Origin of the sequence: Nonomuraea monospora (assembly GCF_039531895.1) — a bacterium.
GTDB classification, from domain to species: Bacteria; Actinomycetota; Actinomycetes; order Streptosporangiales; family Streptosporangiaceae; genus Nonomuraea; species Nonomuraea monospora.
Window position 1 is genome coordinate 358767 of the sequence record NZ_BAAAQX010000002.1, and the last position, 26302, is coordinate 385068.

Annotated in this window: 18 protein-coding genes; 6 read left to right on the top strand and 12 right to left on the bottom strand. The window is 72.1% G+C overall.

Going from position 1 to position 26302, the window contains the following annotated elements:
* Nucleotides 1–278 precede the first annotated feature (278 nt).
* From ABD331_RS04930 to ABD331_RS04940, 3 genes are all read right to left on the bottom strand, one after another.
* Complete coding sequence (locus ABD331_RS04930; RefSeq protein ID WP_344471044.1) at nt 279–2396, bottom strand: ATP-binding protein; 2118 nt, start codon at nt 2394–2396, stop codon at nt 279–281.
* A 184-nt stretch (nt 2397–2580) separates the two neighbouring features.
* Nucleotides 2581–5811 carry a discoidin domain-containing protein gene (locus ABD331_RS04935; RefSeq protein WP_344471045.1) on the bottom strand — a complete coding sequence of 1077 codons (3231 nt, stop codon included), beginning with the start codon at nt 5809–5811 and terminating at the stop codon, nt 2581–2583.
* Entirely contained in the window at nt 5808–7196 is a 1389-nt protein-coding gene (locus tag ABD331_RS04940; protein ID WP_344471046.1) for a glycoside hydrolase family 43 protein, read from the bottom strand. The genes ABD331_RS04935 and ABD331_RS04940 overlap by 4 nt, the downstream gene beginning before the upstream one ends.
* A 299-nt stretch (nt 7197–7495) precedes the next feature.
* Here ABD331_RS04940 and ABD331_RS04945 point away from each other — a divergent pair, with 299 nt between their 5' ends.
* Both ABD331_RS04945 and ABD331_RS04950 read left to right on the top strand, forming a co-directional pair.
* Complete coding sequence (locus ABD331_RS04945) at nt 7496–8272, top strand: dioxygenase family protein (RefSeq protein ID WP_344471047.1); 777 nt, start codon at nt 7496–7498, stop codon at nt 8270–8272.
* Between the two features lie 87 nt (nt 8273–8359).
* On the top strand, nt 8360–9247 hold the full coding sequence (locus tag ABD331_RS04950) for a peptidase associated/transthyretin-like domain-containing protein (protein ID WP_344471049.1): 888 nt from the start codon (nt 8360–8362) through the stop codon (nt 9245–9247).
* A gap of 27 nt (nt 9248–9274) precedes the next feature.
* On the opposite strand, the gene ABD331_RS04955 is transcribed toward ABD331_RS04950, so the two are convergent.
* Entirely contained in the window at nt 9275–11236 is a 1962-nt protein-coding gene (locus tag ABD331_RS04955; protein ID WP_344471050.1) for a GTP-binding protein, read from the bottom strand.
* 187 nt (nt 11237–11423) lie between these two features.
* Here ABD331_RS04955 and ABD331_RS04960 point away from each other — a divergent pair, with 187 nt between their 5' ends.
* Nucleotides 11424–13406 (top strand): APC family permease, encoded by a 1983-nt coding sequence (locus ABD331_RS04960; protein ID WP_344471051.1) that lies wholly within the window; start codon nt 11424–11426, stop codon nt 13404–13406.
* Here the strand turns inward: ABD331_RS04960 and ABD331_RS04965 are convergent, their stop codons facing one another.
* From ABD331_RS04965 to ABD331_RS04990, 6 genes are all read right to left on the bottom strand, one after another.
* On the bottom strand, nt 13407–14144 hold the full coding sequence (locus ABD331_RS04965; protein WP_344471052.1) for a Crp/Fnr family transcriptional regulator: 738 nt from the start codon (nt 14142–14144) through the stop codon (nt 13407–13409). It lies immediately after the preceding gene.
* A 16-nt stretch (nt 14145–14160) separates the two neighbouring features.
* Nucleotides 14161–14835, bottom strand: a complete 675-nt coding sequence (locus ABD331_RS04970; protein WP_344471053.1) for a chemotaxis protein CheB — start codon at nt 14833–14835, stop codon at nt 14161–14163.
* Between the two features lie 124 nt (nt 14836–14959).
* On the bottom strand, nt 14960–15097 hold the full coding sequence (locus ABD331_RS04975) for a hypothetical protein (protein ID WP_344471054.1): 138 nt from the start codon (nt 15095–15097) through the stop codon (nt 14960–14962).
* A 50-nt stretch (nt 15098–15147) separates the two neighbouring features.
* Entirely contained in the window at nt 15148–17637 is a 2490-nt protein-coding gene (locus tag ABD331_RS04980) for a PEP/pyruvate-binding domain-containing protein (RefSeq protein ID WP_344471055.1), read from the bottom strand.
* Nucleotides 17638–17649: 12 nt separating this feature from the next.
* Nucleotides 17650–18348, bottom strand: coding sequence for a TetR/AcrR family transcriptional regulator (locus ABD331_RS04985; protein ID WP_344471056.1), 699 nt, complete (start codon nt 18346–18348; stop codon nt 17650–17652).
* Between the two features lie 60 nt (nt 18349–18408).
* Entirely contained in the window at nt 18409–23412 is a 5004-nt protein-coding gene (locus ABD331_RS04990) for a tetratricopeptide repeat protein (RefSeq protein WP_344471057.1), read from the bottom strand.
* Between the two features lie 122 nt (nt 23413–23534).
* Here ABD331_RS04990 and ABD331_RS04995 point away from each other — a divergent pair, with 122 nt between their 5' ends.
* A complete protein-coding gene (locus tag ABD331_RS04995) occupies nt 23535–24080 on the top strand; it encodes a hypothetical protein (RefSeq protein WP_344471058.1) in 546 nt (181 codons plus the stop codon).
* Here ABD331_RS04995 and ABD331_RS05000 read toward each other — a convergent pair.
* Nucleotides 24077–24334, bottom strand: coding sequence for a mycothiol transferase (locus ABD331_RS05000; protein WP_344471059.1), 258 nt, complete (start codon nt 24332–24334; stop codon nt 24077–24079). The two genes, ABD331_RS04995 and ABD331_RS05000, sit on opposite strands and share 4 nt — an antisense overlap.
* Nucleotides 24335–24375: 41 nt before the next feature.
* On the opposite strand from ABD331_RS05000, the gene ABD331_RS05005 reads away from it, so the two are divergent.
* Together ABD331_RS05005 and ABD331_RS05010 are read left to right on the top strand one after the other, a co-directional pair.
* Nucleotides 24376–24756, top strand: coding sequence for a hypothetical protein (locus ABD331_RS05005; protein WP_344471060.1), 381 nt, complete (start codon nt 24376–24378; stop codon nt 24754–24756).
* Nucleotides 24757–24835: 79 nt separating this feature from the next.
* On the top strand, nt 24836–25507 hold the full coding sequence (locus tag ABD331_RS05010) for a DUF6766 family protein (RefSeq protein ID WP_344471061.1): 672 nt from the start codon (nt 24836–24838) through the stop codon (nt 25505–25507).
* Here the strand turns inward: ABD331_RS05010 and ABD331_RS05015 are convergent.
* The gene (locus tag ABD331_RS05015) at nt 25480–26280 is read right to left on the bottom strand and encodes a 1-aminocyclopropane-1-carboxylate deaminase/D-cysteine desulfhydrase (RefSeq protein ID WP_344471062.1); all 801 of its coding nucleotides are present in this window, start codon (nt 26278–26280) and stop codon (nt 25480–25482) included. The two genes, ABD331_RS05010 and ABD331_RS05015, sit on opposite strands and share 28 nt — an antisense overlap.
* Nucleotides 26281–26302 lie beyond the last annotated feature (22 nt).

Consider the following 26302-nt stretch of genomic DNA (forward strand, 5'->3'; position numbering starts at 1 on the left):
CTCCCCCGACCATGAGGACGGCTCCGGCCACGATGGCCGCCCAGCCGCCGACCCACGCCGCGATCATCAGCCCCACGCAGGCCACGACAATCCCGACAAGCCTATAGATTTCGGCATTTTTACCCATAATCAGAGGGTTGCCGTTCGAAGGTGGGTGTATCCCACCCACGATGGGCACTCTTTCCTGTCCTCGGCATGCCCGCCGGGTGCGGGGCCTGCGCCGCGAGGAGGTCGCGCGGCTCGCCGGCGGCGGTGGGCGGTGGGGGACGGCGGTGGGCTCAGCCGAGGCCGTTGTGCAGGCCCTCGCCCTCCGGTTCGAGCGCGTAGGTGATGCCCGCGTCGATGTCGCTGTCGAACCCGGTGCGGTAGGCCGCCTCGTAGGCGTTGTCACCGAGCAGGTCGCGGGCCTGCTCCTCACACGTCCGCCGGGCCGCCACCAGGGCGGGGACCCCGGCCTGCGCCTGCCCGTGGGTGCTCCAGATCCGCTGCGCCAGCCCGAGCAGCCGGGCCGCGCGGTGCGCCCGCCCGGCCGCGCCCGCCGCCAGCGCCAGCAGGTCGACCGTCAGGCCCATGCCGAAGCTGTCGTGCAGCCGCCGCCGGGTGCGCAGCGCCGCCTGACCGTAGGTGACGGCCAGGTCGAGGCGCCCTGCGCTCAGCTCGGCCTGGCCGCGCAGGAAGTCGCCGTAGGAGCGCATCGACTGCTCGCCGCACTGCTCGCACAGCGTGCGGGCGTCCTCCAGCACGGCGACGGCCTCCTCGATCCGGCCGTCCGCGGTGAGGGCGTGCGCCCGGCAGTGCAGCCCGACGAGCTTGGCGACGGTGAGCGGCTCCTCCTCCCACCGGCTCTGGTAGGCGGGCTCCGACTCGGCCATCGCCTGGATCAGGTCGCCGCGGATCACCCCGGCCATCGCCCTGAGCGCCCTGACGCAGCTCAGCGCGTAGGCGTCGCCCGTGGTCGCGGCGAGCGCGATCTGGGCGGCGCGCACCTCGGCGGCGTCCGAGTCGCCCTGCGTGGCCGCCAGGTGGCCGTCGGCCCACAGGGCCTGCACGAGCGCCTGGCCCGGCCGGGTGTCGAGGGCGAAGGCCCGCTGGAGGTAGTGGCGGCCCTCCTTGGCGTAGCCGCAGCCGTGCCAGAAGAAGAACAGCGTGCCGGCCAGCTCCAGAGCGGGCAGGCCGTCCTTGCCGGCCAGCGCGACCTCCAGGGCGGCGCGCAGGTTGTCGTGCTCGCCGATCATCCGGTCGTACCAGGAGATCTGGCCGGGGCCGAGCCAGCCGGCGGCGCCCCGCGTGGCCAGTGACAGGTAGTGCTCGCGGTGGCGCTGTTTGAAGCGCTCCTCCTCGCCGAGGTAGCGCAGCCAGCTCGCGCCGTACTCACGCAGCGTGTCGAGCATCCGGTAACGCTCGCCCGCGCCGGTCGGCAGCCAGGTCAGGATGGACTCGTCGGCCAGCGCGTCGAGCAGCAGCCCGATGTGGGCCTCCGGCAGCGCCTCGTCGGCGCACACCTCGCGCACGGCCTCGGAGTCGAAGTCGCCGGCGAACACCGAGAGCCGCGCCCACAGCAGCCGCTCGGCGGGCTCGCACAGCTCGTGGCTCCATCCGATGGCGGTGCGCAGGCCGGGGTGCCAGGGCGGGTCGGCCAGGGCGATCGGGTCGTCGCCGAGCGAGGCGAAGCGGTCGTCGAGCCGGTCGGCCAGGTGGGCGACGGGCAGGTCGCGCAGCCGCGCGGCGGCCAGCTCGATGGCCAGCGGGATGCCCTCCAGCCGCCGGCACAGCCGGCCGATGGCCTCCTGGTCCTGGCCGGCGAGGTCGAACTCGGGGATGGTGTCGGTGGCGCGCTCGGCCAGCAGCGCCACCGCGTCGCCGGAGGCGGGCCGCGCGGCGCCCTCGGGCGGGACGGGCAGCGGATCGACCAGGAGCACCAGCTCGCCGGGGATCGCCAGCGGGCGGCGGCCGGTGGCCAGCACGCGCAGCCCCGGCACGGCGTCGAGCAGCGTGGTGACCGTCCCTGAGCAGGGGCCGGCGAGGTGCTCGCAGGCGTCGAGGACGAGCAGGACCTCCCGGTCGTACAGGTGCTCGGCCAGCACCTCGGCCATCGGGCGGGTGGTCTGGTCGGTGAGCCGGAGCGCCTTGGCGATCGCGTGCGGCAGCAGCGAGTCGTCGACCAGCGGCGACAGCTCCACCAGCCAGGCGCCCCCGCTGAACTCGGGCCGCAGGTCGGCGGCGGCACGCAGGGCCAGGCGGGACTTGCCGACACCGCCCACTCCGGTGAGCGTCACCAGCCGGGAGCGCCGGCACGCGCGGCGGACCTGGTCGAGCTCGCCGCGACGCCCGATGAGGCTGGTCAGCTCCGCCGGAAGGTTGCCCGCCTGCCACTTGCCTGCCATCGTGATCGCCACCCATCGGCTTCAGTTGTGACAGCAGCTTGCCTGATACTACCGCGCTCCGTCACTAAAAGTGAGAAAGTCATTACGCCCGATGCACGCCCGATGCACGTGATGGTGCGCCAGGGTCGCGGGTGACGTCAAGGCGTCCCTGGCCGTCGCCGGGCGCGCGGATGGCTCGCGCGCCCGGCAACCTGGCTCAGGTTCCGTAGGCCTTCACCTCCAGCAGGCCGAGCGAGCTGGTGCCGTTGGCGGTGAGCAGCACCCGCAGGCGAGTGGTCGGGGTCGCGGTGAAGGTGACGTTGTTGTAGGCGCCCTTGGTCAGCGTGTACGCAGAAGCGCCCGGCACGTCCGCGTACGCGCTGCCGTTCCAGTACTGCAGCTTCCACGACGCGGGCATGTCGATGCCCTGGTCGTCGTCGAAGAAGTACACCTCGGCCCGGTTGAGGGTGCGGGCCGAGGACCAGGTCAGGTCCACCCACTGCTGCCCGGTCTCCGGCCAGCAGCCCCAGCGCGGGTTGACGGTGTCGTTGGAGGAGGGCGGGTCGATGCCGTCGTTGACCGCGGCCACGCTCTCCCACGAGGAGGTGTAGGACGCGCTCGGCGTGGCCGACGCCGCCAGGTTGGCGGGCGGCTGGACGCCGCCCCGGTTGTGCGCCTTGATCTCGGTGAGGCCGGTCCTCGCGCCGGAGGCGGCGGTGGCCAGCACCCGGATCCGCTGCGCGGTGATAGCGGGGAAGGTCACCACGTTGTAGTTGGCGCGCGGCGCGGCCGGGGTCTTGGCCTGGGAGGGCACGCTGACCCAGGCGCTGCCGTTGTGGTACTGGACGTCGTAGGAGGCCGGGGCCCGGTAGGTGGTGCCGGCCGGGCGGCTGTCCTTGAAGTACAGCCGCACCTCGTTGAGCGTGCGGGCGGTGCCGAAGTTGAGCTCGTACCAGTCCTGACCGGCGGTGGTGCCGCCCCAGAACGGCTCGTTGATGGGGTAGCCGTCGACGGCTCCGGCGGTGGAGCTGCCCGAGGCGGTGGTGGAGGCCGTGGCGGTGGCGCCGGCGGCCAGGTTGGTGAGGTTGGCGGTCAAATCGACGCCCGCCTTGGCCAGCATGTCCACCATGCGGGCGCTGGTGTGGCTGACCTGGCCGGGAGCCTGGAGGCCCGCGACGGCGGCGTTGTGGGTGACGGTGCCTGACGTGGTGACGGCGCCGGTGGCCGGGTCCCAGGTGAACGGCACCAGCGACGACACCGTGGCCGCGCGGCTGCCGTTGACGTAGATGGAGTAGCCCTCGGGCACGCCGGGGTAGCGGACGACGCCGTCGGCCGGGTCGTCCCAGACGATGGTCAGGTCGGCGTTGCGGTAGCGCAGGTTGTTCACGGTGAAGTGGCTCCAGCCGATGTTGATCGGCGAGAGCTCCACCTTGGCGTCGTTGCGCGGGCGCAGCCCGGCGACGTCCTCGACGACGGTCCAGTTGCTGCTGCCCAGGATGTTGTGGTGGATCCAGGACCGGTAGGTGATCGAGGAGCCGTTCCAGTCGGCCCAGAACTCGTTGGCGTCGGGCCACTGGGTGTTGCCGTTGACGTACTGCGCCCAGGCGTTCCAGTAGAGCAGCTTCTTGTACCAGGTCGCGTCGATCCACTCGTTGGGGTAGTTGCGCAGCACCGAGGAGAGCAGGCGGAACTGCACGGTGGAGTTGATCGTGGAGAAGTTGTTGCTGCCGGTGCCCGAGGCGGCCTTGTCGGCCTGGTTGGCGGTGTAGAAGGGGAAGATCGGGTACTGCGCCGGGTCGTCGAACAGGCGCAGGGCCTGCTTGTAGGCGGTGGTATTGGGGATCGCGCCGACGGCGAACGGGTAGTAGTTGTTGATCTCCTTCCACGGCACCCACTCGTTGGTGGACTTCAGCCGGTGCTCGAAGAGCTGCCTGCCCGGGTTCCACAGCACGCCGACGATGGCGTTCTGGATCTGGGTGGCCAAAGTGCGCAGCTCGGTGCCCTTGGCCGTGTTGCCGATCGACTCGTAGGCCTGGGCGGCGGCCAGCGCGCCGCTGTACTGGTAGGCGGCCTCCGCCCGGTCCATCCGGCCCGGCTTCCAGTGGAAGGACACGGCGTCGGCGTCGTTGCCGGTCAGGGCGCCCCAGTCGTACTCGATGAGCTTGTTGTTGTCGGTGTCGTAGTAGGCGAGCTGCCCCTTGACGTCCTGCTCGGCGTAGCGGGCCAGGTTGGCCGCGATGCCCGGCTGGCCGCCGTGGATCTGGTAGCTCTTCCAGGCCGCCTCGCCGATGTACTGCGTGTAGCTGTTCGACCAGTTCTCCGGGTCGCCCGGGTTGTCGAGGAAGCGGCCGTTCTTGGAGGTCTGGCCGACGCTCAGCCAGTCGCCGTAGGCGTAGATCGGGTTGCGCAGGTACTTCAGGTCGTCGATGTGCATGGGCTGGGTCAGCGCGATCGCGTTGTTGTAGCCCAGCACGCCCTCGGTGGAGGTGGGGAACTGGAAGGTCTGGCCGGGGATGTCGGCGTCGAGGTGGTTGAAGCGCATCAGCCACCAGCGGTAGTAGACGTTCTTCTTGATGGCGGGCTCCGGCACGTCGATGTAGGGGACGTTCTCGGCCCACCAGCGGTTGTAGGCGCGCACGTGGGTGGCGAACGCGGTGGCGGCCGAGTAGCCGGCGTAGGCGTCGTACTCGGTGCGGGAGGCCGCGATCTCGCTGGTCACGAAGCCCATGACGACCTTGACCGTCACCGTGGCGCCGGCGGCGACGGTGACCGAGCGGTTCAGCCCGCCGCTGGAGACCGAGCAGCCGTCGCAGGTGAGCCTCGGGTAGAGGGTGGTGAGGTTGTTGTAGGCGTTCACCTGGCCGGTCAGCTCACTGCCCGAGCCGCTCGTCGCGTACGGCGAGGTGGCCCTGACCTGCAGCGTCGTCGAGGCGGAGCCGCCGTTCGTGATGGCCAGATTGGCGACGGCCACGTTGTTGTCGGTGATGAACTTCGTCTGGTTGATCGTGATGGAGCCGCTGGTGTGGCGGCTCTTCCAGTGGCTGGGCGCCTGCCAGCGCGAGGCGACCTGCTCGGTGAACGTGCCGGGCGTGACGGCGACGGTGAAGGCGTTGTTGTTGCTGATGCTCTCCCAGTACGCGGCCTGCCCGGCGAAGCCGAGGGTGCCGGGCGTGTGGGTCTTCATGAACAACGCCCGGCCGCGCGTCATCAGCCAGGTGCCGGCGGGGTCGTTGCCGGCGCGGGCCAGCAGGCGGTCCATCCAGAAGTCGGTGCCTGAGCTCTCGGCGTCGTAGATGGCCTGCATGTAGTTGCCGGTCGTGTACGTCCCCGGCGGCGCGGGGACGGCCGGGCCGCTGAAGGTGGGGTAGCCGATCGTCTGGTCGGCGTAGGCGGCCGGTGCCGCCACCAGCCCCAGGACGAGGAGCAGGGCTAACAGCGCGCGTCTCACGAGAAGGCCCTCCATTCGAGCACGCCGGTCGAGTAGCCGGATCGCGAGGTGATGTTCAGGCGCAGGCGGGTGGTGCTGACGGGGGTGAAGGTGGTGGCGTTGAAGGCGTTGGCCGCCACCCCGCAGCCGGACGCCCCCGGCACGTTGACGTAGGCGGTGCCGTTCCAGTACTGCACCTGGCAGGAGGCCGGCAGGTCGATGCCCTGGTTGTCGTCGAACCAGTAGACCTCCGACCTGGAGATCGTCTGGGCGGTGGGCCACTGGTACTCGATCCACTCGGTGCCCTGGTGGTTCCAGTTGCCGTAGGCGCCGTGGCTGTGGTCCTGCGAGTTGGCGGGCGTGTAGCCGTCCTTGATCGCGCCGAGCGTCTCCCACGGCGAGACGTAGGAGGTGGCCGGGGTGGCGGTGGCGGCCAGGTTGCCCGGGGTCACCGGCCCGCCGGTCTGGACGACCTTCTGCATGGTGCCGTCGGCGTTGAAGGTGAGCTTGTCGATGGTCACCGAGCGGCGGAAGTTGCCTCCGCCTGGGGCGGCGGCGTTGTGGTAGACCATGTACCACTGGCCCTTGAACTCGATGATCGCCGGGTGGTTCGTGGTGGAGCTGACCTGGTCGAGCACGACGCCGCGGTGCGTCCACGGGCCCAGCGGGTTGCCGGCGGTGGCGTAGCGGACGCAGGCGTAGCCCGGCTGCGAGCAGCCCGAGTCGTTGGCCGCGTAGGCCAGGTAGTAGACGCCGTTGCGCTTGAACATCCAGGGGGCCTCCCAGAAGTTCGACACGCCGCTCGGGGTGACCACCGAGCCTACGGTCGAGGTCATGGAGGCGTTGAGTCGCACGGCGCGCAGGCCGTAGTAGGAGCCCCAGTACATGTAGACCTGGCCGTCGTCGTCGGTGAAGACGGTCGGGTCGATGTTCAGCGGCGAGGAGCCGGGGGTGCTGTCGCTGATCAGCGGACCGCCGATGGCGTCGGTGAACGGGCCCGTCGGGCTGTTGCCGACGGCCACGCCGATGTTCATCCAGCCGGGGCCGTTGCCGTTGATCGAGGTGAACCAGTAGTAGCGGCCGTCGGCGCCGCGCTCGACCTCACTGGCCCAGGCGTCGGCGCCGGCCCAGGAGAAGTTCGAGATCGACAGCTTGGCGCCCTGGTCGGTGAAGGTGGCGGCGTCGGTGGAGGAGAAGACGTGCCAGTCGCGCATGACGAAGTTCGTGCCGCCCGCCGGGGCCTCGTCGTGGCCGGTGTAGAGGTACAGGGTGTCGCCCACGACCAGCGCGGCCGGGTCGGCCGTGTAGATCGCGGTGGTGATCGGCGCGCCTGCCAGCGCGGGCCGGACGTCGGTGATGAGGAGCAGGAGTGCCGCGGCGATGGCCGCCGCCCATCGTCGTCTCATGTGTTCGCCCCTTGCGGAATGTGAGCGTTAACAGTGATGACCCGGGACAACCTAAAAGGTTTTCGGGAAAGTAGACCGACCACCTGAGGGCTGTCAATCGCCGCCTGCAAACCGCTGCATCACCATTGACCTGCCGCTACGTGGATTCACGACTGCTGATCAGCTAGCGAACGCTTGGTTACAGTTCAGTATCGACCGAAAAGGCTTTCGGTGACTTCGACACGTGCGTGGCCTGCGCGGAAAATCCGGCTGATCGTGAGATGTTCCGAGAAGTAGCTCCTGACCTTTGAGGATCTTCCGTGGGACACGATCAGGAGGGCCGGCGGTACAGCCGCCGGCGGATGATCACCGGGATCGGCTCGCTCGGGCTCGGCGGCATGTTCACCGCCGGCGCGCACGCCACGTCCGAGCCCGACACGTACGCCAAGGCCGACGCGCTGTTCGCCGAGGCCAGGACGTGCTCGCTGGCGCCCAGCGCGCAGCAGGGCCCCTACTACTTCGAGACGCGCGCGCTGCGCAGCGACCTGCGCGAGGACCGGGAGGGCGTGCGACTGCGCCTGGCGATCAAGGTGCAGGACGGCCGGACGTGCCGGCCGCTGCCCGGATCGGTGGTGGAGATCTGGCACTGCGACGCGGCCGGGCTCTACTCGGGCGCGGAGGCGGAGTCGCGCGACGCGCTGAGCAGCGGCGGCAAGATCTCGATCAGCGCCGGGGAGAAGTTCACCGACATGCGGCCGTCCGACCGGCGGCGCTACCTGCGCGGCGCCCAGGTCGCCGACGGCGACGGCATCGTCCGGTTCACCACCGTCTGGCCGGGCTGGTACCCGGGCCGGACGGTGCACGTCCACGTGATGGTGGTCGTGAGCGGCGACCGGGCGCTGTGCACCGAGCTGATGTTCGACGAGGCCTACAACCGCAAGGTGCTGGCGCTGCCGCCGTACCAGGGGCACGACAAGCCGCGCGACACCTTCAACGGCAACGACCCCATCTACAAGGAGGGCATGCTCACGCAGGTCACCGCGGACGGCGACGGCTACCTGGCCGTCATCGTGCTGTCCGCCGGCCCCGACTCATGAGAACTTCATTCTGAGCAAAGGCACAGGTAAGAGGCGCCGTCCTACGGTGTGGTTCCGGACAATTCTGGACACACCGGAGGATTTTCAGTGGGACACGACCACGAGGGCCAGCGAGTCAGCCGCCGTCGCCTGTTCGCCGGCATCAGCTCGATCGGGCTCGGCACCCTGCTGGCGGCCTGCTCCGACTCGGGCACGTCGGCAGTCACCACGTCCACGGGCGCGACCGTGACGCCGCAGGCCACCACCGCCACCACCGGCGACCTGAGCGCGCTCTTCGAGGGCGCGAACACCTGCGAGCTGACCGCCACGACCACGCAGGGCCCGTACTACTTCGACGCCGACAAGGTGCGCGGCGACATCCGCGAGGACCGGCAGGGCGTCCGGCTGCGGGTCGCGATCAAGGTGCAGGACAGCGAGACGTGCGCGCCGCTCAAGAACGCGGTGGTGGAGATCTGGCACTGCGACGCGGCCGGGCTCTACTCGGGCGCCGAGTCGCTGTCCACGGGCGGGGGCGGCAACCCGCCGGGGAACGGCAGCCCGCCGCCCAGCGGCCCGCCCACAGGTGCCCCGCCCAGCGGGGGACCCGGCGGCGGGGGTGGCGAGGACGACGGCTCGATGGACCTGACGCCGACGGACGACAAGCGTTATCTGCGTGGCGCCCAGGTCACCAACGCCGAGGGCATCGTCGAGTTCACCACCATCTGGCCGGGCTGGTACCGGGGACGCACGATCCACATCCACGCCATGGTGCACGTCAGCAACGAACGGGTGCTGACCACGCAGATGATGTTCGACGAGAAGCTCAACAGCGTGGTCATGGCCAAGGCGCCGTACTCGGCGCACACCGGGCGCGACACGTTCAACGACGGCGACACCATCTACCAGGACGGCATGCTGATGAAGGTCAGCGCCGAGGGCGACGGCTACGTGGGTGCGATCGTGTTCTCCGCCGACTCTGACAAGGACGGCACTTGAACACGCCGACTCTGACAAGGACGGGAGCTAGACGCGGCGCACCACGTGCAGGAGGTACTCCTTCCTGTCGAGGGGGTTGTGGTCGGTGCGCGGGCGCGAGGGGATCGGGCCGCGTACGGGCTCGTACCGGTCGAAGTCGTACTCCAGCACGCCCTCACCCCGGGTCAGCCCCGGCAGCCGCTGCTCCAGCTCGTGCACCCGGGCCGCCGGGATCTCCCCCTCCACCACGGACGACAGCCCCGTGCGCGGGGTCGCGCCGAGCCCGGCCAGCACGGGCAGCACCGGGCCCAGCGCGTCGGGCGGCAGCTCCAGGCGGAAGCGGTGCAGCGGCTCGTACACGGTGGTGCCCGCCTGCCGCAGCGCGTCCATCAGCACGAGCGGGACCAGGTTGCGGAAGTCGCCGGCGGTGCTCGACATGCTCTTGTCGAAGCCGCCGTGGGCGCTGCTCTGCCGGGCGTAGTAGCCCGAATGGGTCAGCGTGACCACGCAGTCCACGACCTCCCAGCCGTGCAGGCCCTGCCTGAGCGTCTCGTGCACGGTCTCCTCGATCGTGCGCATGAACGCGTACGGCAGCGAGCCCAGCTCCACCTCCAGCCGGAACCGCACCCCGCTGCCGACCGGCCCCGGCTCGACGCGCAGGCCGACGGTGGCGAGGAACGGGTTGGGGGCCACGGCGATCACCTCGGCGGCGGCGCCGGTGCCGGAGGGGCGCTCGACGCAGATCGTGGTGGTCTCGCGGAAGGTGACGTCCAGGCCGAAGTCGGTGGCCAGGGTGGCCTGGATGACCTCCTTCTGCACCTCGCCGTAGAGAGAGACCGACACCTCCTGGCGCAGGTCGTCCTGGCGCAGGTCGATCAGCGGGTCCTGCTCGGCGAGCTGGGTGAGCGCCAGGAGCAGCGCTCCCCTGTCGGCGGGGCGGCACGGGACCACGACGGTCTCCAGGGTGGGCGGCGCGAAGTGCGACTCCACCGCCTTCGGCGGGTGGCCGACCGTGTCGCCGATGCGGACGTCGGTCAGCCCCCACAGGCGGGCGATGCGGCCCGCCGTCACCTCCGGCCGCCGCGCCGACGTGCCGCCGTCGAAGACGCCGATCGCCGTGACCTTGCCCGCCCGCCCGTCGCCGAAGCTCAGCCGGTCGCGGGTGCGCAGCGTGCCGCCGAACATGCGCACGTACGCGATCTTCTCCCCCGCCGCCCCGCGCTCGACCTTGAACACGCTCCCCGACACCGGACCCCCGGGGTCGCCCTGGGCGGCGGGCAGCAGCTCCTCGATGCCCGCCATCAGCGCCGGCACCCCCGCGCCCGTGATGGCCGAGCCGAAGAACACCGGATGCGCCACCGCCCGCCCGGTCTGGGCGACCAGCTCGGCGCGCAGCCTGGGGTAGGTGAGCGAGGTCTCGTCCGCCACGTACGCGGCCAGCAGCGCGTCCTCCTGGGCGGCGAGCACGTCCACCAGGCTCGTCGCGAAGGCGGGCCGGCCGTCGAACGGGGTGAAGGCGGCGGCGGGCGTGCCGAGGCCGGTGGCCGCGCCCATGGCGACCGCCCCGGGCGACAGCTTGGCGGAGATCTCGCGCAGCACGCCGTCGTACCGGGCGCCCCGGCGGTCGATCTTGTTGACGAAGATCAGGGTGGGCAGGCCGAGGCGGCGCAGCGTGCGCATGAGCACGCGGGTCTGCGCCTGCACGCCCTCCACGGCGGAGATCACCAGCACGGCGCCGTCGAGCACGTTGAGCACCCGCTCGACCTCGGCGATGAAGTCGGGGTGGCCGGGTGTGTCGATCAGGTTGACCGTGGTGCCGCCGACGGGGAACGAGACGACCGCGGACTTGATGGTGATGCCGCGCCGCCGTTCCAGGTCCAGCGAGTCGGTCTGGGTGTTGCCCGCGTCGACGCTGCCGATCTCGTCGATCACTCCGGCGGCGTGCAGCAGCCGCTCGGTCAGGCTGGTCTTACCGGCGTCTACGTGCGCCAAGATTCCTAGGTTGAGCATCCGCACCGAACGTCATGTCCTCTGGTTGGCCGACTCCTTCTTCCTCGTGGGACACGACAGTTGCCCGCATCTCAGTGCTCCTTCTGCTCGTCCGGACTGCCGACAGGACACCAGAGCGGCTCCCGGCGTAGCAACTCATTTACCCGGCGCTAAGGTGATACACCGTTCACGACGAGAGGATGATCCGGTGGACGGTAGCGGTGGGCTGGCCGTGCCAGAAGTGGTCGAGACGCCGGGCAGGACGTCGCCGCCCGCCAACGGCCTGCTGCGGTGGCTGCTCAAGCATCGGGTGCAGCCGGTCGGCCCGGAGACGGCGGAGGGGCACGCCCCGCCGCAGGCCTGGTGGAAGGTCATGTGCCTGACGGGCGTCGACTACTTCTCCACCCTGGCCTACCTGCCCGCGATCGCCGCGACGGCGGCCGGGGCGCTGTCGCCGCTGGCGACCATGCTGATCGTGGCGCTGACGCTGCTGGGCATGCTGCCGATGTACCGGCGGGTGGCCAAGGAGAGCCCGCACGGGCAGGGGTCGGTGGCCATGCTGGAGCGGCTGCTGCCGTTCTGGCAGGGCAAGCTGTTCGTGCTGGTGCTGCTCGGGTTCGTGGCCACGTCCTGGATCATCACGATCACCCTGTCGGCGGCCGACGCCTCCGTGCACGTCGTGGAGAACCCGTTCTTCCCGAGCTTCCTGCACGGCCACGAGGTCATCCTGACCGTGGTGCTGCTGCTGGTGCTGGGCGGGGTGTTCCTGCTCGGCTTCACCGAGGCCGTCGGCGTCGCCATCCCGCTGGTGGCGATCTTCCTCGGGCTGAACGCCGTGGTCGTCGCCGTGGGCCTCACCGAGGTGTTCACCTCGCCCGGCGCGCTGTCCACCTGGACCAGCGCGTTGTTCGAGGCGCGCGGCGGGTTCGGCGGCGTCATCGGCCCCGCCATCCTGGCCTTCCCGCTGCTGGTGCTGGGCCTGTCCGGATTCGAGACGGGCGTCAGCATGATGCCGCTGGTCGAGGCCGAGGGCGCGACCCCCGAGGAGCGGCTGGCCGCGCGCATCCGCAACACCCGCAAGCTGCTGACCGTCGCCGCGCTCATCATGAGCGTCTACCTGATCGCGACCAGCTTCGTCACGACCGTGCTCATCCCCGCCGAGGAGTTCGGGCCGGGCGGCGAGGCCAACGGCAGGGCGCTGGCGTACCTCGCGCACGAGCAGCTCGGCGACATGTTCGGCACGGTGTACGACATCAGCACCATCCTCATCCTGTGGTTCGCCGGCGCCTCCGCGATGGCCGGGCTGATCAACATCGTGCCGCGCTACCTGCCCGGCTACGGCATGGCGCCCGACTGGGGCCGCGCCGTGCGGCCCGTGGTGCTGGTCTACACGCTCGTCTGCGTCGTCCTGACGATCGCCTTCGACGCCGACGTGGAGGCGCAGGCCGGCGCGTACGCCACCGGCATCCTGGCCATGATGGTCTCCGGCGCGGTCGCCGTGACCATCTCGGCCGTCCGCAAACGGCAGCGCAGGGCCGTCGCCGGCTTCACGGTGCTGACGCTCGTGCTGCTCTACGCGCTGGTGGAGAACATCAGGGAGAAGCCCGACGGCATCGCCATCTCCGCCGCCTTCATCCTCGGCATCATCGTCATCTCACTCATCTCACGGGTCTCGCGGACGACGGAGCTGCGGGCCGACCGGATCGAGTTCGACGAGGCCGCCCGGCGGTTCGTGACCGACTCGCTGAACCACGACGGGCAGCTCAACCTGATCGCCAACCGCCGCCAGCGCGGCGACAAGGCCGAGTACGACGCCAAGGAGGCCGAGCAGCGCGCCATGAACCCGGTGCCGGGCCGGGCCGACGTGCTGTTCCTGGAGGTCGACGTGATCGACCCGTCGGAGTTCAGCAACGTGCTGCGGGTGCGCGGCGTGCAGGTGGACGGGCACCGCGTGCTGCGCGCGGAGAGCCCCGCCGCGCCGAACGCCATCGCCGCCATCCTGCTCGCGCTGCGCGACGCCACCGGGGTTCGGCCGCACTGCTACTTCGAGTGGGCGGAGGGCTCGCCGCTGATGCACATGTTCCGCTACCTGATCCTGGGACGCGGCGACACGGCTCCCGTCGTACGGGAGATCGTCCGGGCGGCGGAGCCGGACCCGGCCCGCCGTCCCGTCATCCACGTGGGCGGCTGATCAGAGCCCGTCGTAGGCGGCCCGCACGGCGTCACGCACGGCCGCGTAGCAGTCGCAGGACCGCGAGCTCAGCGCCTCGCGGTCCTCGATGGCGATCGTCCCCCGCCGGTAGGAGATGCACCCCTCGGCCTGCAGCTCCCCCGCGACCTCGCTGACCGACGCGCGCCGCACGCCCAGCATCTGGGCCAGGAACTCCTGCGTGAGGTCGAAGCTCTCCCTCCGCATGCGGTCGGCGGTCATCAGCAGCCATCGGGCGCAGCGCTGGCGGATGTTGTGCGTCCGGTCGCACGCGGCGTTGCGGGCCAGTTGCACGAACATGACCTGCGTGAACCGCTGCATGGCCAGTTGCAGCCCGCCGTCGAGCACGGCCACGTCGTGGCGGAAGTGCTCGGCGCTCATGGTCAGCGCCCGCCCGGCGACCTGCACGGACGCCCGCTCGGCGGGCGGGCCCGCGCCGAGGAACACCGGCAGCCCCACCATGCCCTCGTGGCCGATCGTGGCCACTTCCACGAACGTGTCGCCGCCGAGGTCGGCCACCAGGGACACGACGCCGATCAGGGGGAAGTAGACCTGGTCGATGCTGCCGCCCGCCTCGTAGAGCACCGACCCCAGCTTGAGGTCCACCGCGCGCAGATGCCGGGCCAGCCGGTTCCTCTCCACCGGTGCGAGCGCGCCGAGGATGAGGTTGCGGCGCAGCTCGTCCGCCGTCGGCTGCATCAGGTCATCTCCGGTAGCCATCCTCACACCTCCGCGTTCAGCCGGCGAAGGCGGGCCGGGGTGTCATGATCCGGGCCCACGAGGGCAGCGCCACGCGCATCATCTCGGCCGCGCCCGGCACCATCACCAGCGCGGTCAGCGCGTCGGCCAGCACCTCCAGCGGCAGCACGAAGTCGACGCAGCCGCTGGCGATGGCCGCCGCGGGCATCTGGAAGCCCAGCTCGCCGCAGGTCTCCTCGTCCTGGGCCAGCACGCGCCCGCCCGCGCCCTTCACGGTGCGCACGCCCACGGCCCCGTCGTCGAGCCGCCCGGTCAGCACGGCCGCGATCACTCTCGGGCCGAACGCCTGAGCCGCCGAGGTGAACAGCTCGTCGCCCGCCCGGTGCCCCTCCATCCGGCGCAGCGACGTGCGTCCCTCCGCGTCGAAGACCACCCCCGTGCGCCCGGGGACCACGTGCACCGTGCCCCGGAGCAGCCGGCCGCGGTGCTTCAGCGGCACGACGGGCAGCGCGGAGTGCCGCCCCAGCACCGAGACGAGCCGGTCGTCGGTGTTGGGCGGCCGGTGCTGCACCAGCACCACGGCCGCGTCGAACGCGTCGGGCAGCCTGCCGAGCAGTTGTCCGTACGCCTGCACCCCGCCGAGTGAGGCCGTCAGGCACACCACGTCGAACGGCGCCCGAGGACGCTGCGCGCTATGTACGGAACCGGACACAACTTCACCTTACGGCACGCACCCGCGTCCACGCATGAGTCGCCCTCGTCCCCGAGGGCGCCGTGCGACAGACCGCGCACGGCGCCCTGCCTCCGCTACCGGCGCAGCGGGCGGCTCTCCCCACTCACGCCGCCGAGTCCTCCTCCTCGATCTCGTCCCCGCCATCGCCGTGCTCCAGCGTCCGCTGGGCGGCCCTGAACCGGGCGCAGCGGGCCTCCAGCTCGCGTTCGTCTTCCAGGATCCACTGTTCGATCATGGTCAACGAAGTGATCACAGGCGCCCCCGGGAGCGGGCCGACTTGACGCAGACTTTTCACCCGAGCAACTCGACCGTGCCCCGCTCCCCGTCCACCCTGATCCGGTCACCGTCGCGCACCCGCATGGTGGCGTTGCCGGTGCCGACGACGGCGGGGATGCCCAGCTCGCGGGCGACGATGGAGGCGTGCGACAGGGGCGCCCCCATGTCGGTCACGACGGCGGCGGCGCGCGGGAACATCGGGGTCCAGCCCACGTTGGTCAGCGTGGTGACGAGGATCTCGCCGGGCTTGAGCCGCTCGCCCTCCTCGGGCCCCGCGATGACCCTGGCGACGCCCTCCACGACGCCGGGCGCGCCGGGGAAGCCGGTGACCGTGTCGCTGACCGGCGCGGCGGCGCCGCGGGCGTCGTAAATGTCGGCCCGCCTGGCGGGGTCGGCGGCCCAGCGCACCGGGTCGAAGCGGCCCACGATCAGCGCCGGGTAGGGCGGCAGCGACGCGTACTGCTCGTAGGTGGCCCGCCGCACCGGCACCTGCTCCAGCGCGGCCCTGTCGCCGCGCAGCAGCGCGAGCAGTTCGGGCAGGTGCAGGTAGAACACGTCGTCACCGGCGCCGGTCAGCTCCCCCGCCCGTACGGTGAAGGCGCGCAGCACCCAGAACGCCCGGATGTTCTCCGACCGGGCGGTCTCCCGGTCGCGTACGACGGCGTTCCACCGCCGCACCCTGTCGCGCATCCGGGTCTCCTTGCCGGGATGGCGCTGTGCGAAGCGCCCCCACGCCTGCTCCCTGGCCTTGGCCTGCCGTTCCAGCAGCGCCTCCGTGTCGGCCCGCGTGTCGCGCAGGCCGGCGAGCTGGGCGTCGAGCCATGCCGGGTCCTCGCCCGGCCTGGGGATCGAGACCTCGAACTCGTGCGGCCCGCGATGCCCGTACCGGCGGGCGAACTCGTCCCTGGTGATCTCGCCGCGCGCCAGCCGGGTCAGGCCCATCAGCGGCCCCATGCTGGCCAGCTCGCCGTCGGCGTTGACGCCGGTGAGCATCGCCTCGGCGTCCACGTCGCCCATCAGCTTGCGCAGCCGGTCGCGGGTGTAGACGAGCGTGGCGCCGCCCTGGCGGCCCGCGGCCTCCAGCATCTGGGAGGCGACGACCACGTGCGGCCGGATCTCCCGCTCCCACAGCGCGGCCAGCTCGGCGGCGGAGCCGGTGGCGGCGACGCGTTCGCGCAGCTCCTCGCACCGCGCGGGAGAGGCGGCCAGGAAGGCGTGCATGTGCTTCAGGTGGCGGGCGACGCGGCGTCTGATGCGGATCGCCATGGGCACCACCTTCTTGATCAGCTCCCATCGCGGCACCGGCACCAGCGGCACCTCCAGGCCGGGCGGCATCTTGCCGAAGACCTGGTCGATCACGCCGAGCCTGCTCCTCATGCCGAGGGCGGCGGCGATGGAGTGGACGACGCTGAGGTTCATGTAGAAGCGCCCGCCGATGTTGCCCACCAGGTCGAAGCCGGGCAGCGTGGAGGCGGACATGGCCTCCTCGATGAACAGCCGCACGTACGACCACGTGATGGGCGTCATCACGTCGGGGATGGCCTCGCCCAGGTTGCCGCCGGTCCACAGGTAGTCGCCCTTGAGGCTGTCGTTCCACTCCTCCAGGCGCGGCTTGAGCCCGGTGATCGGGCGGGCCTGCACGACGGCGAACGTGCCCGCGCGCCTGGTCCACTCCACGTCCATGGGGACGCCGTACAGGGCCTGGACGCGGGCGCCGAGCGCGGCCAGCTCCAGGGCCTGGGCGTCGTCCAGCACGCGCGCGCCGCGCAGCTCGGCGGGGACGGGCCGCTCCTCGGTGCCGTCGTCGGTGCGCACGGTCATGACGGTCTTGTCGCCGGTGCGCGCCTCGGTCACCCGGCCGCCTGACACGGTGATGGTGTCGGGGGTGACCTGGCCGCCGACGACCGCCTCGCCGAGGCCCCACGAGGCGTTGACGACGGTCTCGCCGCGGTCGCCGGTGAGCGGGTTGGCGGTGAACATGATCCCGGCCGCGTCGGCGTCCACCAGCTCCTGGACGACCACAGCGAGCGCCACGTCGTCGTGCGGCACGCCGTTCTGGTCGCGGTAGGCGATCGCGCGCGGATTCCACAGCGAGGCCCAGCAGCGCCTGACGGCGTCGAGCAGGGCGTCGCCCCTGATGTTGAGGTAGGTGTCCTGCTGCCCGGCGAACGACATCTCGGGCAGGTCCTCGGCGGTGGCGGACGAGCGCACCGCCACGGGCACGTCGTCGCCGAGCGCCGCGTACGCCCGCAGGATCTCCGCCGCGATCTCGCCGGGGATCTCGCGCGCGGCGAACAGCGGCGGGATGCGGGCGGGATCGTCGGCGGCGGCACGCAGGATCTCGTCGTGGAACCCGGCCACGAACGCCCGGTAGGCCCCGGTCGTGACGTGGAAGCCGCCGGGCACGGGCAGCCCGGCCCCGGCCATCCTGGCCAGGGAGGCGCCCTTGCCGCCCACGGTCGCGAGGTCGGCCGCATCGTGGTCGAGAGGAAGTACGGCCCTCACTGCACACGCTCCTTAGAGCCCCAGGGAGGCGTCCAGCTTGTGCTGGGCCACCTCCACGGAGGCGTCGAGAAATTCGAGGGTGGCCCGCGCGACGGCCTCGGCGTCCGTGGGGCGGCCGGTGCTCAGGGTGCGCTCGATGGTGTCGGCCACCAGCTCCGCGACCCGGTCGTCGGACGGTCTGATGTCGTCGGGGAGCGACTCGCGCAGGAACAGGAACCCGTAGACGATCGAGCCGACCGTCACCAGGTGCTCGCCGCGGTCCTCGCGGATCGCGCCGCACTTGACCAGCTCGGCCACGTACGGGTCGAAGGCCGCCTCGGTCAGCGTCCAGCGCGTGCTGGTGCGTTTCCGGCGGGTCAGCTTGCCGAGCACCTGGGAGTCGCCGGTCAGCACTGCCTGGAGCAACGGCCGCCGCAGCAGCGCCCGCGCGAACTCACCGAACAGCTCGCTGAGCGTGCCCGGCGCCCGATCGCGGACCTCGGTCATCATGAGCACCCGCTCGCGGCGCAGCAGCGCGGCGAAGATGTCGTCGCGCGTCTTCCAGTGCAGGTAGATGGTGCCCTTGGCGACGCCTGCGCGCTGGGCGATGTCGTCGATCGTGGTCTTGTCGTAGCCCCAGCGCAGCACCAGCTCGGCGACGGCGTCGAGGATCCGGTGCGCCCGGTCGAGCTGGCGTGCCGGGTCGCGTGGGGGCCGTCCCGCCCTGGCCATGCGTCTCACCCCATTTGTTTGACTAGATGAGACTAAATGGTCATTTTATTAAGCGCAAGTTCACACCAACTTGGCCAGCAGCGTCTTCGCCTCGGCGGCGAACGTCGCCTCGCCCGTCTCCACCGCCTGAGTCAGCAGCCGCCGGGCCCGCTCCAGGTCGCCGCGCTCGTACTGGATCTCACCGAGCCTGCACGCGGCCTCGGCGACCAGCTCGGGCTGCTCGCTCAGCCCCAGCGTCAGCTCGTAGTACCGCAGCGCGCCGTCGCGGTCGCCCAGCCAGTAGCACAGCTCGCCGAGGTGCGCCGCCGCCATGCCCGACTCCGAATCGCCCGCGTCAATGACGCGCTGGTACCAGGTGAGCGCCTCGGGGAAGTCCCTGTTCCGCTTGGCCAGCGCGCCCAGGTACATCGCGCCCAGCGCGCTGACGTGCCCCTCGCCCTCCTCGACGGCCCTGCGGTACCAGGCGTGCGCCCGCTCCTCGTCCTCCTCGTGGTACGTCTGCCCGAGCGCGATCATGGCGCGGGCGGCGAGGTCGGCGTCACCGGCGTCCAGCACCCGCAGGTACACCTGCCTGCCCTCCTCCACGTGCCCGGCGCCCACCAGGGTCTGCGCGTACACGCTGAGCGTGGTCGGCTCGCCGTTCTCCGCCGCCTCCCGCAGCGTGCGCAGCGACGCCTCGGTGTCGCCCTGGCGCTCCTGCAACATGCCGAGCAGGCTCCCGAACACGCCGGGCGCGGGGCTGTCGGCGTCGCCCGCGCGCCGCTCGGCCAGGTCGTAGAACGCCTCCGTGTCCCCCGCCGAGTCGAGCAGCTCCAGCAGCCTGCCCCCGGCGACGAAGCGCACGTCCGGGTCCTCGTGCTCGTTGAGCCGCTCGTAGCCGGCGCGCGCCGCCGCCGTCTCCCCCAGCTCCACCAGCCGCCCCGCGGCCTCCAGCTCGGTGTACGGGTCCGCGCCCGCCAGCTCGTAGTACCGCACCACGGCCAGCGGGTCCGTGCAGCGGGCGCCGAGCAGGCGGGCCTGGGCGGCGGCGTGCTCGCCCATCAGCGACAGCACCTCCAGCGCGGGCGCGTGCTCGCCCCCGTCGCACAGCTCCTGGGAGATGCCGTTCAGCGCGTCCAGCGCGGTCGCGGCCATGCCGGTGCCGAGCGCGGCGGCGAACGACCGGGCCGCGGCCAGCGGCAGGCCCTCCTCGTACAGCCAGACGCCGAGCTGCACGCGGGCCTTGGCCGCCGCGTACGGATGGCCGGAGGCGATGGCCAGGCTCAGCTCCCGCTCGGCCCCGATGGTGTCGCCCAGCTCGCGCAGCGCCGTGGCCAGGTCGAGCCGCAGGGACGCCGACAGCTCGGGATGGCCGGCGTCGATGCCCTTGGCGTACATGGCGGCGGCCTGGCGCGGCTCGCCCCGCGCGCCGAGCGCGACGCCCCACGCCCAGTAGCCCATCGCCACGGTCTCCGGGTCGCCGGTGCCCACGGCCCGCTCGGCCTCCTCGACGGTGGCGCCGTGGTCCTGCTCGTTGAGCAGGTGGAGCAGGAGCGCGCGCCGGCAGGCCAGGTCGCCGGCCGCGGCGGCCTCCGACAGCAGCCGCCGCGCCCGCGCGCCGTCGCCGCGGTCGGCGAGCAGGTCGGCGGCGATGTCGGCGGTGCCGGGCAGCCCGCTCATGGCGGCATCCAGCGCCCCGTCGAGGTCGCCGCGCCGGTGCCGGACGGCCGCGATGTTGCGCCAGGCCACGCCGGCCGTGGCCGGGTGGGTGGTGGCGGGCAGGAAGCACAGCTCGGCGCGGCAGTTGTCGCCCTGCTCGGCGATCGCCGCGCCGAGGTCGATCGCGGCCCTGGCGGCGGCCTCAGGCTCGCCCTCCTCCATCACCAGGCGGTGGAACGCGGTCGTGTGCGACGCCCTGGCCATGATCTCGTCCAGCGCCCGCGCGCGTTCCTCGGGGCCGAGCCCCGCCAGCAGGCGGCGCACCTCGCGTACGTCGTCGTCGTCCAGCGCGAGCAGCAGCGCCGCCAGCGGCTCCGACCCGGTCAGGCCGGTCAGCGCCGCCAGCGCGCCCGGCCTGTCGCCCTCGGCCAGCAGCACCCACGGCAGCTCCTCCGGGACGGCGCGGCCGAGCAGGTGCCGGGCCACGGCCGCGGCGTGCGGGTCGTCCTCCTGCGCGGCGGCCCGCTCCAGCGCGAAGTGGCCCGGCTCGGTGTCGCCCGCCGCCAGCAGGCAGCGGCCCGCCTCCACCATGACCGCCGGCTCCGTCTCCGGGTCGAGCGCCGCCGCCCGCTCGTAGGCCGCCCGCGCGCCCGGCAGGTCGCCGGTCTCGGCCAGCAGGCTGCCGAGCAGGCACTCCGACAGCGCGGACACCTCGGGCGGCGCGTCCCGCAGCACCGCCAGCGCCCCCTCGGCGTCGCCGTGCTCCCGCAGCAGCCGCGCCAGGTGCAGCGCGGCCTCCCTGTCGAGAGCGCCGTCCGGGTGCTCGCGCGCGTCCTGGACTCCGCTGGAGGCCGGCCGTTCGCACGCGTCCTGAACCCCGCTGGAGGCTGGCCGTTCGCGCGCGTCCTGGACTTCGGCGGAGGCCAGCCGTTCGCGGGCCTCGGCCGCGCGCCCGCACGCCACCAGCGACCCGGCGGCCATCAGCGCCACCTCGCGGTCGGGCTCGGGCACCCGGTCCAGCACCGCCACCGCCTCCGCGTGCTCGCCGAGCCCCCGCAGCAGCTCCCCGGCCGACCGCAGCGCCACCCCGTTGAGGTCCTCGTCCTCCCCCAGCGCCCCCAGGAACGCCTCGACCGCCCCGCGCCGGTCCCCCGCGTCGCTGCGCAGCGCGCCCAGCAGACAGCCCGCCTGCTGGCGCTGGGCGGGATGCCCGGCGGCGGTCACCAGCGTCAGCGCCCCGTCGGCGGCCTCGATCTGCCCGGTGTGCTGCCAGGCGCTCGCGCACTCCATGGCGAGCAGCCCGGCCATCGCCAGCTCCTCCCCCTCGGGCAACGCCCGCGCCGCGCCCTCGAAGTCGCGGTCGAGCACCAGCCTGCCGAACGCGCACAGCGCGTCGTCGCCCAGCTCGAACGCGGCCCGCGCCCCCGCCACGTCGTCGAGCCTGAGCCGGTTGTACGCGAGCGGCAGCGCCCCCCGCTCCGGCTGCCCCTCAGCGATCAGCCGCTCGTGCAGCCGGCAGGCGGCGAGCCGGTCGCCCTGCCGCTCGTACACCCCGGTCAGCCCGGCCGCGGCCTCGAACCGCAGGCCACGGTGCCCCGACTCGAAGGCCACCTCGTACGCGGCCCGCGCCCGCCCCGGATCGTCCTCCTCGACCAGCCCGCCCAGCGTCCACCCCACCCAGGGCGCCAGCGCGGGATGGCCCTGCGCCAGCGCCTCGCCCAGCAGCCCGGCCGCCCGCTCCCGGTCGGCCAGCACGTCCTTGCAGATCATCGCCGTGTACGACAGCGCCAGCGGCTCCCCGCTGCCCGCCGCCGACAGCAGCAGCTCGGAGACCTCGGACAGGTCGCACCCGATGGACGCCAGCACCTGCGCGAACACGGCGGTGCCGATGGCGGCCACGGCGGGGTCGGGGTGCCGCGCGGCCTCCTGGTAGCGGGCCAGCCCCTCCTCCCTGCCCAGCCGCTGGTGGTCGAGCATCGCGCCGAGCACCGGGTGCGGCTCCGCCGCGGACGAGCGGAGCAGGTGCAGCAGGAACGCCGCGTTGAAGCCCTGCAGCACGTCGTCGCCCTCGGCCACGTACGACAGCAGCTCGTCGGCCTGCTCGCGGTCGCCCTCGCCCAGCTCCAGCTTGGCCAGCACGACCATGGCGCGCAGCGACTGGGCGGGCGCGCCGGAGTCGGCGGCCCTGCGCAGCAGCCGCCTGGCCTCGGCCAGCTCGCCGGCCTTGAGCGCCGCCATGCCGTCGTCGGTGTCCTGGAGCGCCTGCTCCTCGACCGGGTCGGCCAGCGGCTGCTGCCTGGCGGCGTGGTCGAGCAGCAGCGCGGCCTTGAACGCGGTGTCCTGGTCGTCGTGGCCGGCCGCCAGCGTCAGCACTTCCATGACCTCGTCGCGGGCCTCGGGGTGCTGGTCGAGCAGGAGGCCCAGCAGGGTGACGCCGGCGGCGGACCACTCGTCGTCGCCGGACTCCAGCACGGCGCGCAGCGCGGCCAGCGCCTCGGCGGGCTCGCCCGCCTCGGTGTGCATCTGGGCCAGGCACGCCTGGGCCTGGGCCGCGTACTCGCGGTGGCCGCTGGCGATCACCCGGTGGAAGATGGCCTTCGTCTCCTCCTCGTCGCCGAGCTGCGCGGTCACCTTGGCCAGCTCGATCAGCGAGGGCAGCCGGAGGTCCGGCCTGGGGTCCTCGGCTGCGACCCGGTACGCGGCGGCCGACTCGGCGTACTCGCCCAGGTCCACCAGCACGGCGCCGAGCAGCTTGTGCGCCATGGCCCGGTGCTCCGGGGAGCCGACGGCGATGGCGTGCTCGCACGCCTCGCGGGCCGCGTCCAAGTCGTCGTCCTCGGCGTGGATCTGGTAGAGCCGGAACGCCGCCAGCGCCACGATCTCCGGGTCACCGCAGGTGAGCAGCTCCTCGTAGTCGTCCTCGTCCTCGGCCTCCTCGTAGCGGTCGCGGGCCGAGGCCGGGTCCTGGTCGAACTCGGGCAGCTCCAGCCGCGCGGCCAGCTCGGCCACGGCGGGGCTGTTGCACCTGCGGGCCCGCTCCAGCGACTCCTGCGCGCCCTGCGCGTCGCCGAGCTGGGTCAGCACCAGCACCAGCGCCGTGTCCGCGAGCGCGGCCACCTCGAAGTCGGCGCCGTCGGAGGCGATCATCAGCACGCGGTGCGCGGCGGCCCACTCCTCGGCGTTGACCAGCATCATGCCCATGGCGATGGCCGAGCGCTGCCCGAAGACCGGGTCGCCCGACTGGATGACCGACCGGTGCGCGGCCTCGGCGCCCTCCAGGTCGCCCCGCTCCTGCAGCAGCCCTGCCAGCAGGTGGGAGGCCTCCGGATCACCTGTGGCCGCGATCTGCCTGAACAGCGCGGCGGCCCGGTCCAGGTCTCCCGCCTTCCAGAGGTCCATGGCCGCGTCGAGCTGTTCGGACGCCATTGCTCTCCCCAATGTCACTCAACAATGTGAAAAAGCTACAGATGTGTCATCCACGTCACAGCGCATTCTGAGATCTTCTGTCCGCCCGCGTAGAGGCGGGAGAGCGCCGTAGCGTAGGTGTCATGGGCAAGGCGTTCTGGATCGATCAGGAGTTCGACAGGGACCGTGACGGGCGCTATGCCGTACACGTGCGCAAGAACCTCGACTCGTTCGAGTGGGGTGACATCGCGCCCGTGCGGTTCGCCTGCACGGCGTGGGAGCTGGCCACCCCGCCGTCGCTGGCCCCCGGCTTCGTGCGGTGGGACCGGCGCGTCCTGGAGGCGAGCTGTCACCGCAACACCTGGGACGGCACCCTCTACGCGCGGGTCAGGATCGTCTCCCCGCTGCCGGAGGAGCTGCGGCGCTCGCGGGCCTGGTGGCGCGACCGCGGCTGGCTGGGCTGGCAGGAGACCTTCGGCCAGTACGTCGAGCCGAGCCAGCAGGACCTGGCCAGGCTGCCGTTCCTGCGGGCCTCGATGCTCGTGGAGGCGCCGCTGCCGCTCGACGACCTGCCACCGGAGCCGGAGGGGCCGCACATGGAGGTCGAGCAGAGCGCGCACCGCGCGGTGACCGTGCTGGCCCGCGAGCTGAACGCGCTGGTGTCGCCGGTGCTCGACCAGCTCGGCTAGAAGCCCTCGTCCGTCCACGGGGCGCGGTCCTCGCCGCCGAGGAACATCACCTCGAACCAGTAGTGCTCGTTCCACCGCAGGTGATTGATCACCCCGGAGATCGTCATGAGCGGGGAGGTCGCCAGCGGCGCCCGCCTGGCGTCCTCGTCGCTCAGGCCCTCGCACTTGGCGACGGCGGTCGCCCGCGTGAAGTCGTGCAGCGCGATCAGCGTGCTGCGCTCGTCCCAGGAGGCGGGGGTGTCAGTCCTCTGCATGAGATCAGCATGCCTGATTCACCTGTGGGTAGCAGGGGCTCATGAGGAAGGCGCTGGTCGTGCTGATGATGGCTCTGGTCACTGTGGGTTGCGCCGTGGACACGGCTTCGCCCGCCCGTGCGGCCGAGCGCTTCCACGCCGCGATCTCCGCGCATCAGGAGGACGCGGCGTGCGCGATGCTCGCCAGGAAGACCGCCGACAAGCTGCCCGACCCCGGCGAGAGCTGCGCCGACGCGCTGCGCGGGCTGCGGCTCGGCGCCGGCGGCCAGGTCACGCAGGTGGCCGTGTGGGGTGACGACGCCCAGGTGCGGCTGGCCGGCGACACGCTCTTCCTGCACCGCTTCAGCGACGGCTGGCGGATCAGGGCGGCGGGATGCGAGCCGATGGGCGACCTGCCGTACGACTGCGAGGTGGACGACTGATGCGCGTGATGTTCACGCTGACCACGCTGGTGATCGTGGTCGGCCTGGTCTGGTTCTTCGCCATGGGGTGGTCGAAGCTGTGAAGTGGCTCAAGGAGAACTCGCTGGCGCTGGCGTTCCTGATCATGTTCCTGCTGGCCGTGGGCGGTCAGGCCGTCGCCGGGATGATGCAGTTCAACGACCAGCAGGCGGCCAACGGCAGCGAGCCGGTCTCGCTGCCGCAGTACGTGACCTCCTCGCACTTCGCCGTGGACGTGTCGGAGAACTGGCAGTCGGAGTACCTGCAGTTCTTCCTGTTCATCATGCTCACCGTCTGGCTCGTCCAGAAGGGCTCGCCGGAGTCCAAGGAGCCGGACAAGGCCGGGGCCGAGTCCGACGAGGACCAGCAGATCGGGCCGTACGCCGACGCGGACTCGCCCGCCTGGGCCAAGGTCAGGGGGTTGCGGCTGTGGCTGTTCAGCAACTCGCTCGGGCTGGTGATGGGGGCCATCTTCGTGCTGTCGTGGCTGGCGCAGTCGGTGGCGGGGCAGGCGGCGTACAACGCGGACCGGCTCGGCGACCTGCGGGATCCGGTTTCGTGGGGCGGGTACGTGACCTCGCCGGAGTTCTGGGACCGCAGCCTGCAGAACTGGCAGTCGGAGCTGCTGGCCGTGTTGTCGATGGTGGTGCTGTCGATCTACCTGCGCCAGCGCGGCTCACCCGAGTCGAAGCCGGTGGGCGCGGCTCACGCCTCGACGGGGGTCGAGGGCTGACCGGTGACGACGGCGACGACGCGGGTGCCTGGCGCGAAGGCGCCGCGGCGGGCGAGGTCGAGGACGCCGTAGAGCATCTTGGCGACGTAGATCCGCTCCACGCCGTGCTCGGCGGCGAACGCGTCCAGGGCGGGGGTGGTCCTGGCGTACCCGCCGAAGTGGTAGTCCAGGTTGATCGACCAGTTCGCCCAGGTGCGCCCGTACGTCTCCCGCTGCAGCCTGGCCACCTCGCCCGCCAGGAACCCGGCCCCCTTCAGCACCGCGAACCCGAGCGCCCGCCTGCCCTCGGGCAGCCCCGCCGAGATCCCGGCCAGCGTGCCGCCGGTGCCCACGGGGCAGCAGATCACGTCGTAGTCGCCGTCGATCTCCCCCGGCAGCTCCGCGCAGCCGCGCACGGCCGCCGGGTTGCTGCCGCCCTCGGGCAGGATCGTCACGTCGCCGCCCCACCGGGCCCGCAGCGGCGCCAGCACCTCCTCGGTGTCCTTGCGCCGGTAGGAGTCCCTGTCGAGGTAGGTGAGGGTCATGCCGCAGGCCGCCGCGCGGGCCAGGGCAGGGTTGAGCGGGAGGTGCTCCTCGCCGCGGATGACCCCGATCGTCTCGATGCCGTGCCGCGCCCCCGCCTCGGCCACCGCCCTGATGTGGTTGGACCAGGCGCCGCCGAACGTCAGCAGGCGGGTATGACCGAGGTTGTACTTGAGCTTGCGCGGCTTGTTGTCGTCGTGCAACAGGAACACCCGGACCTGACCGAGCCCTGGAACCAGGAGCTCCTCCATGGCGCTAGTCTACGGTCGGGCC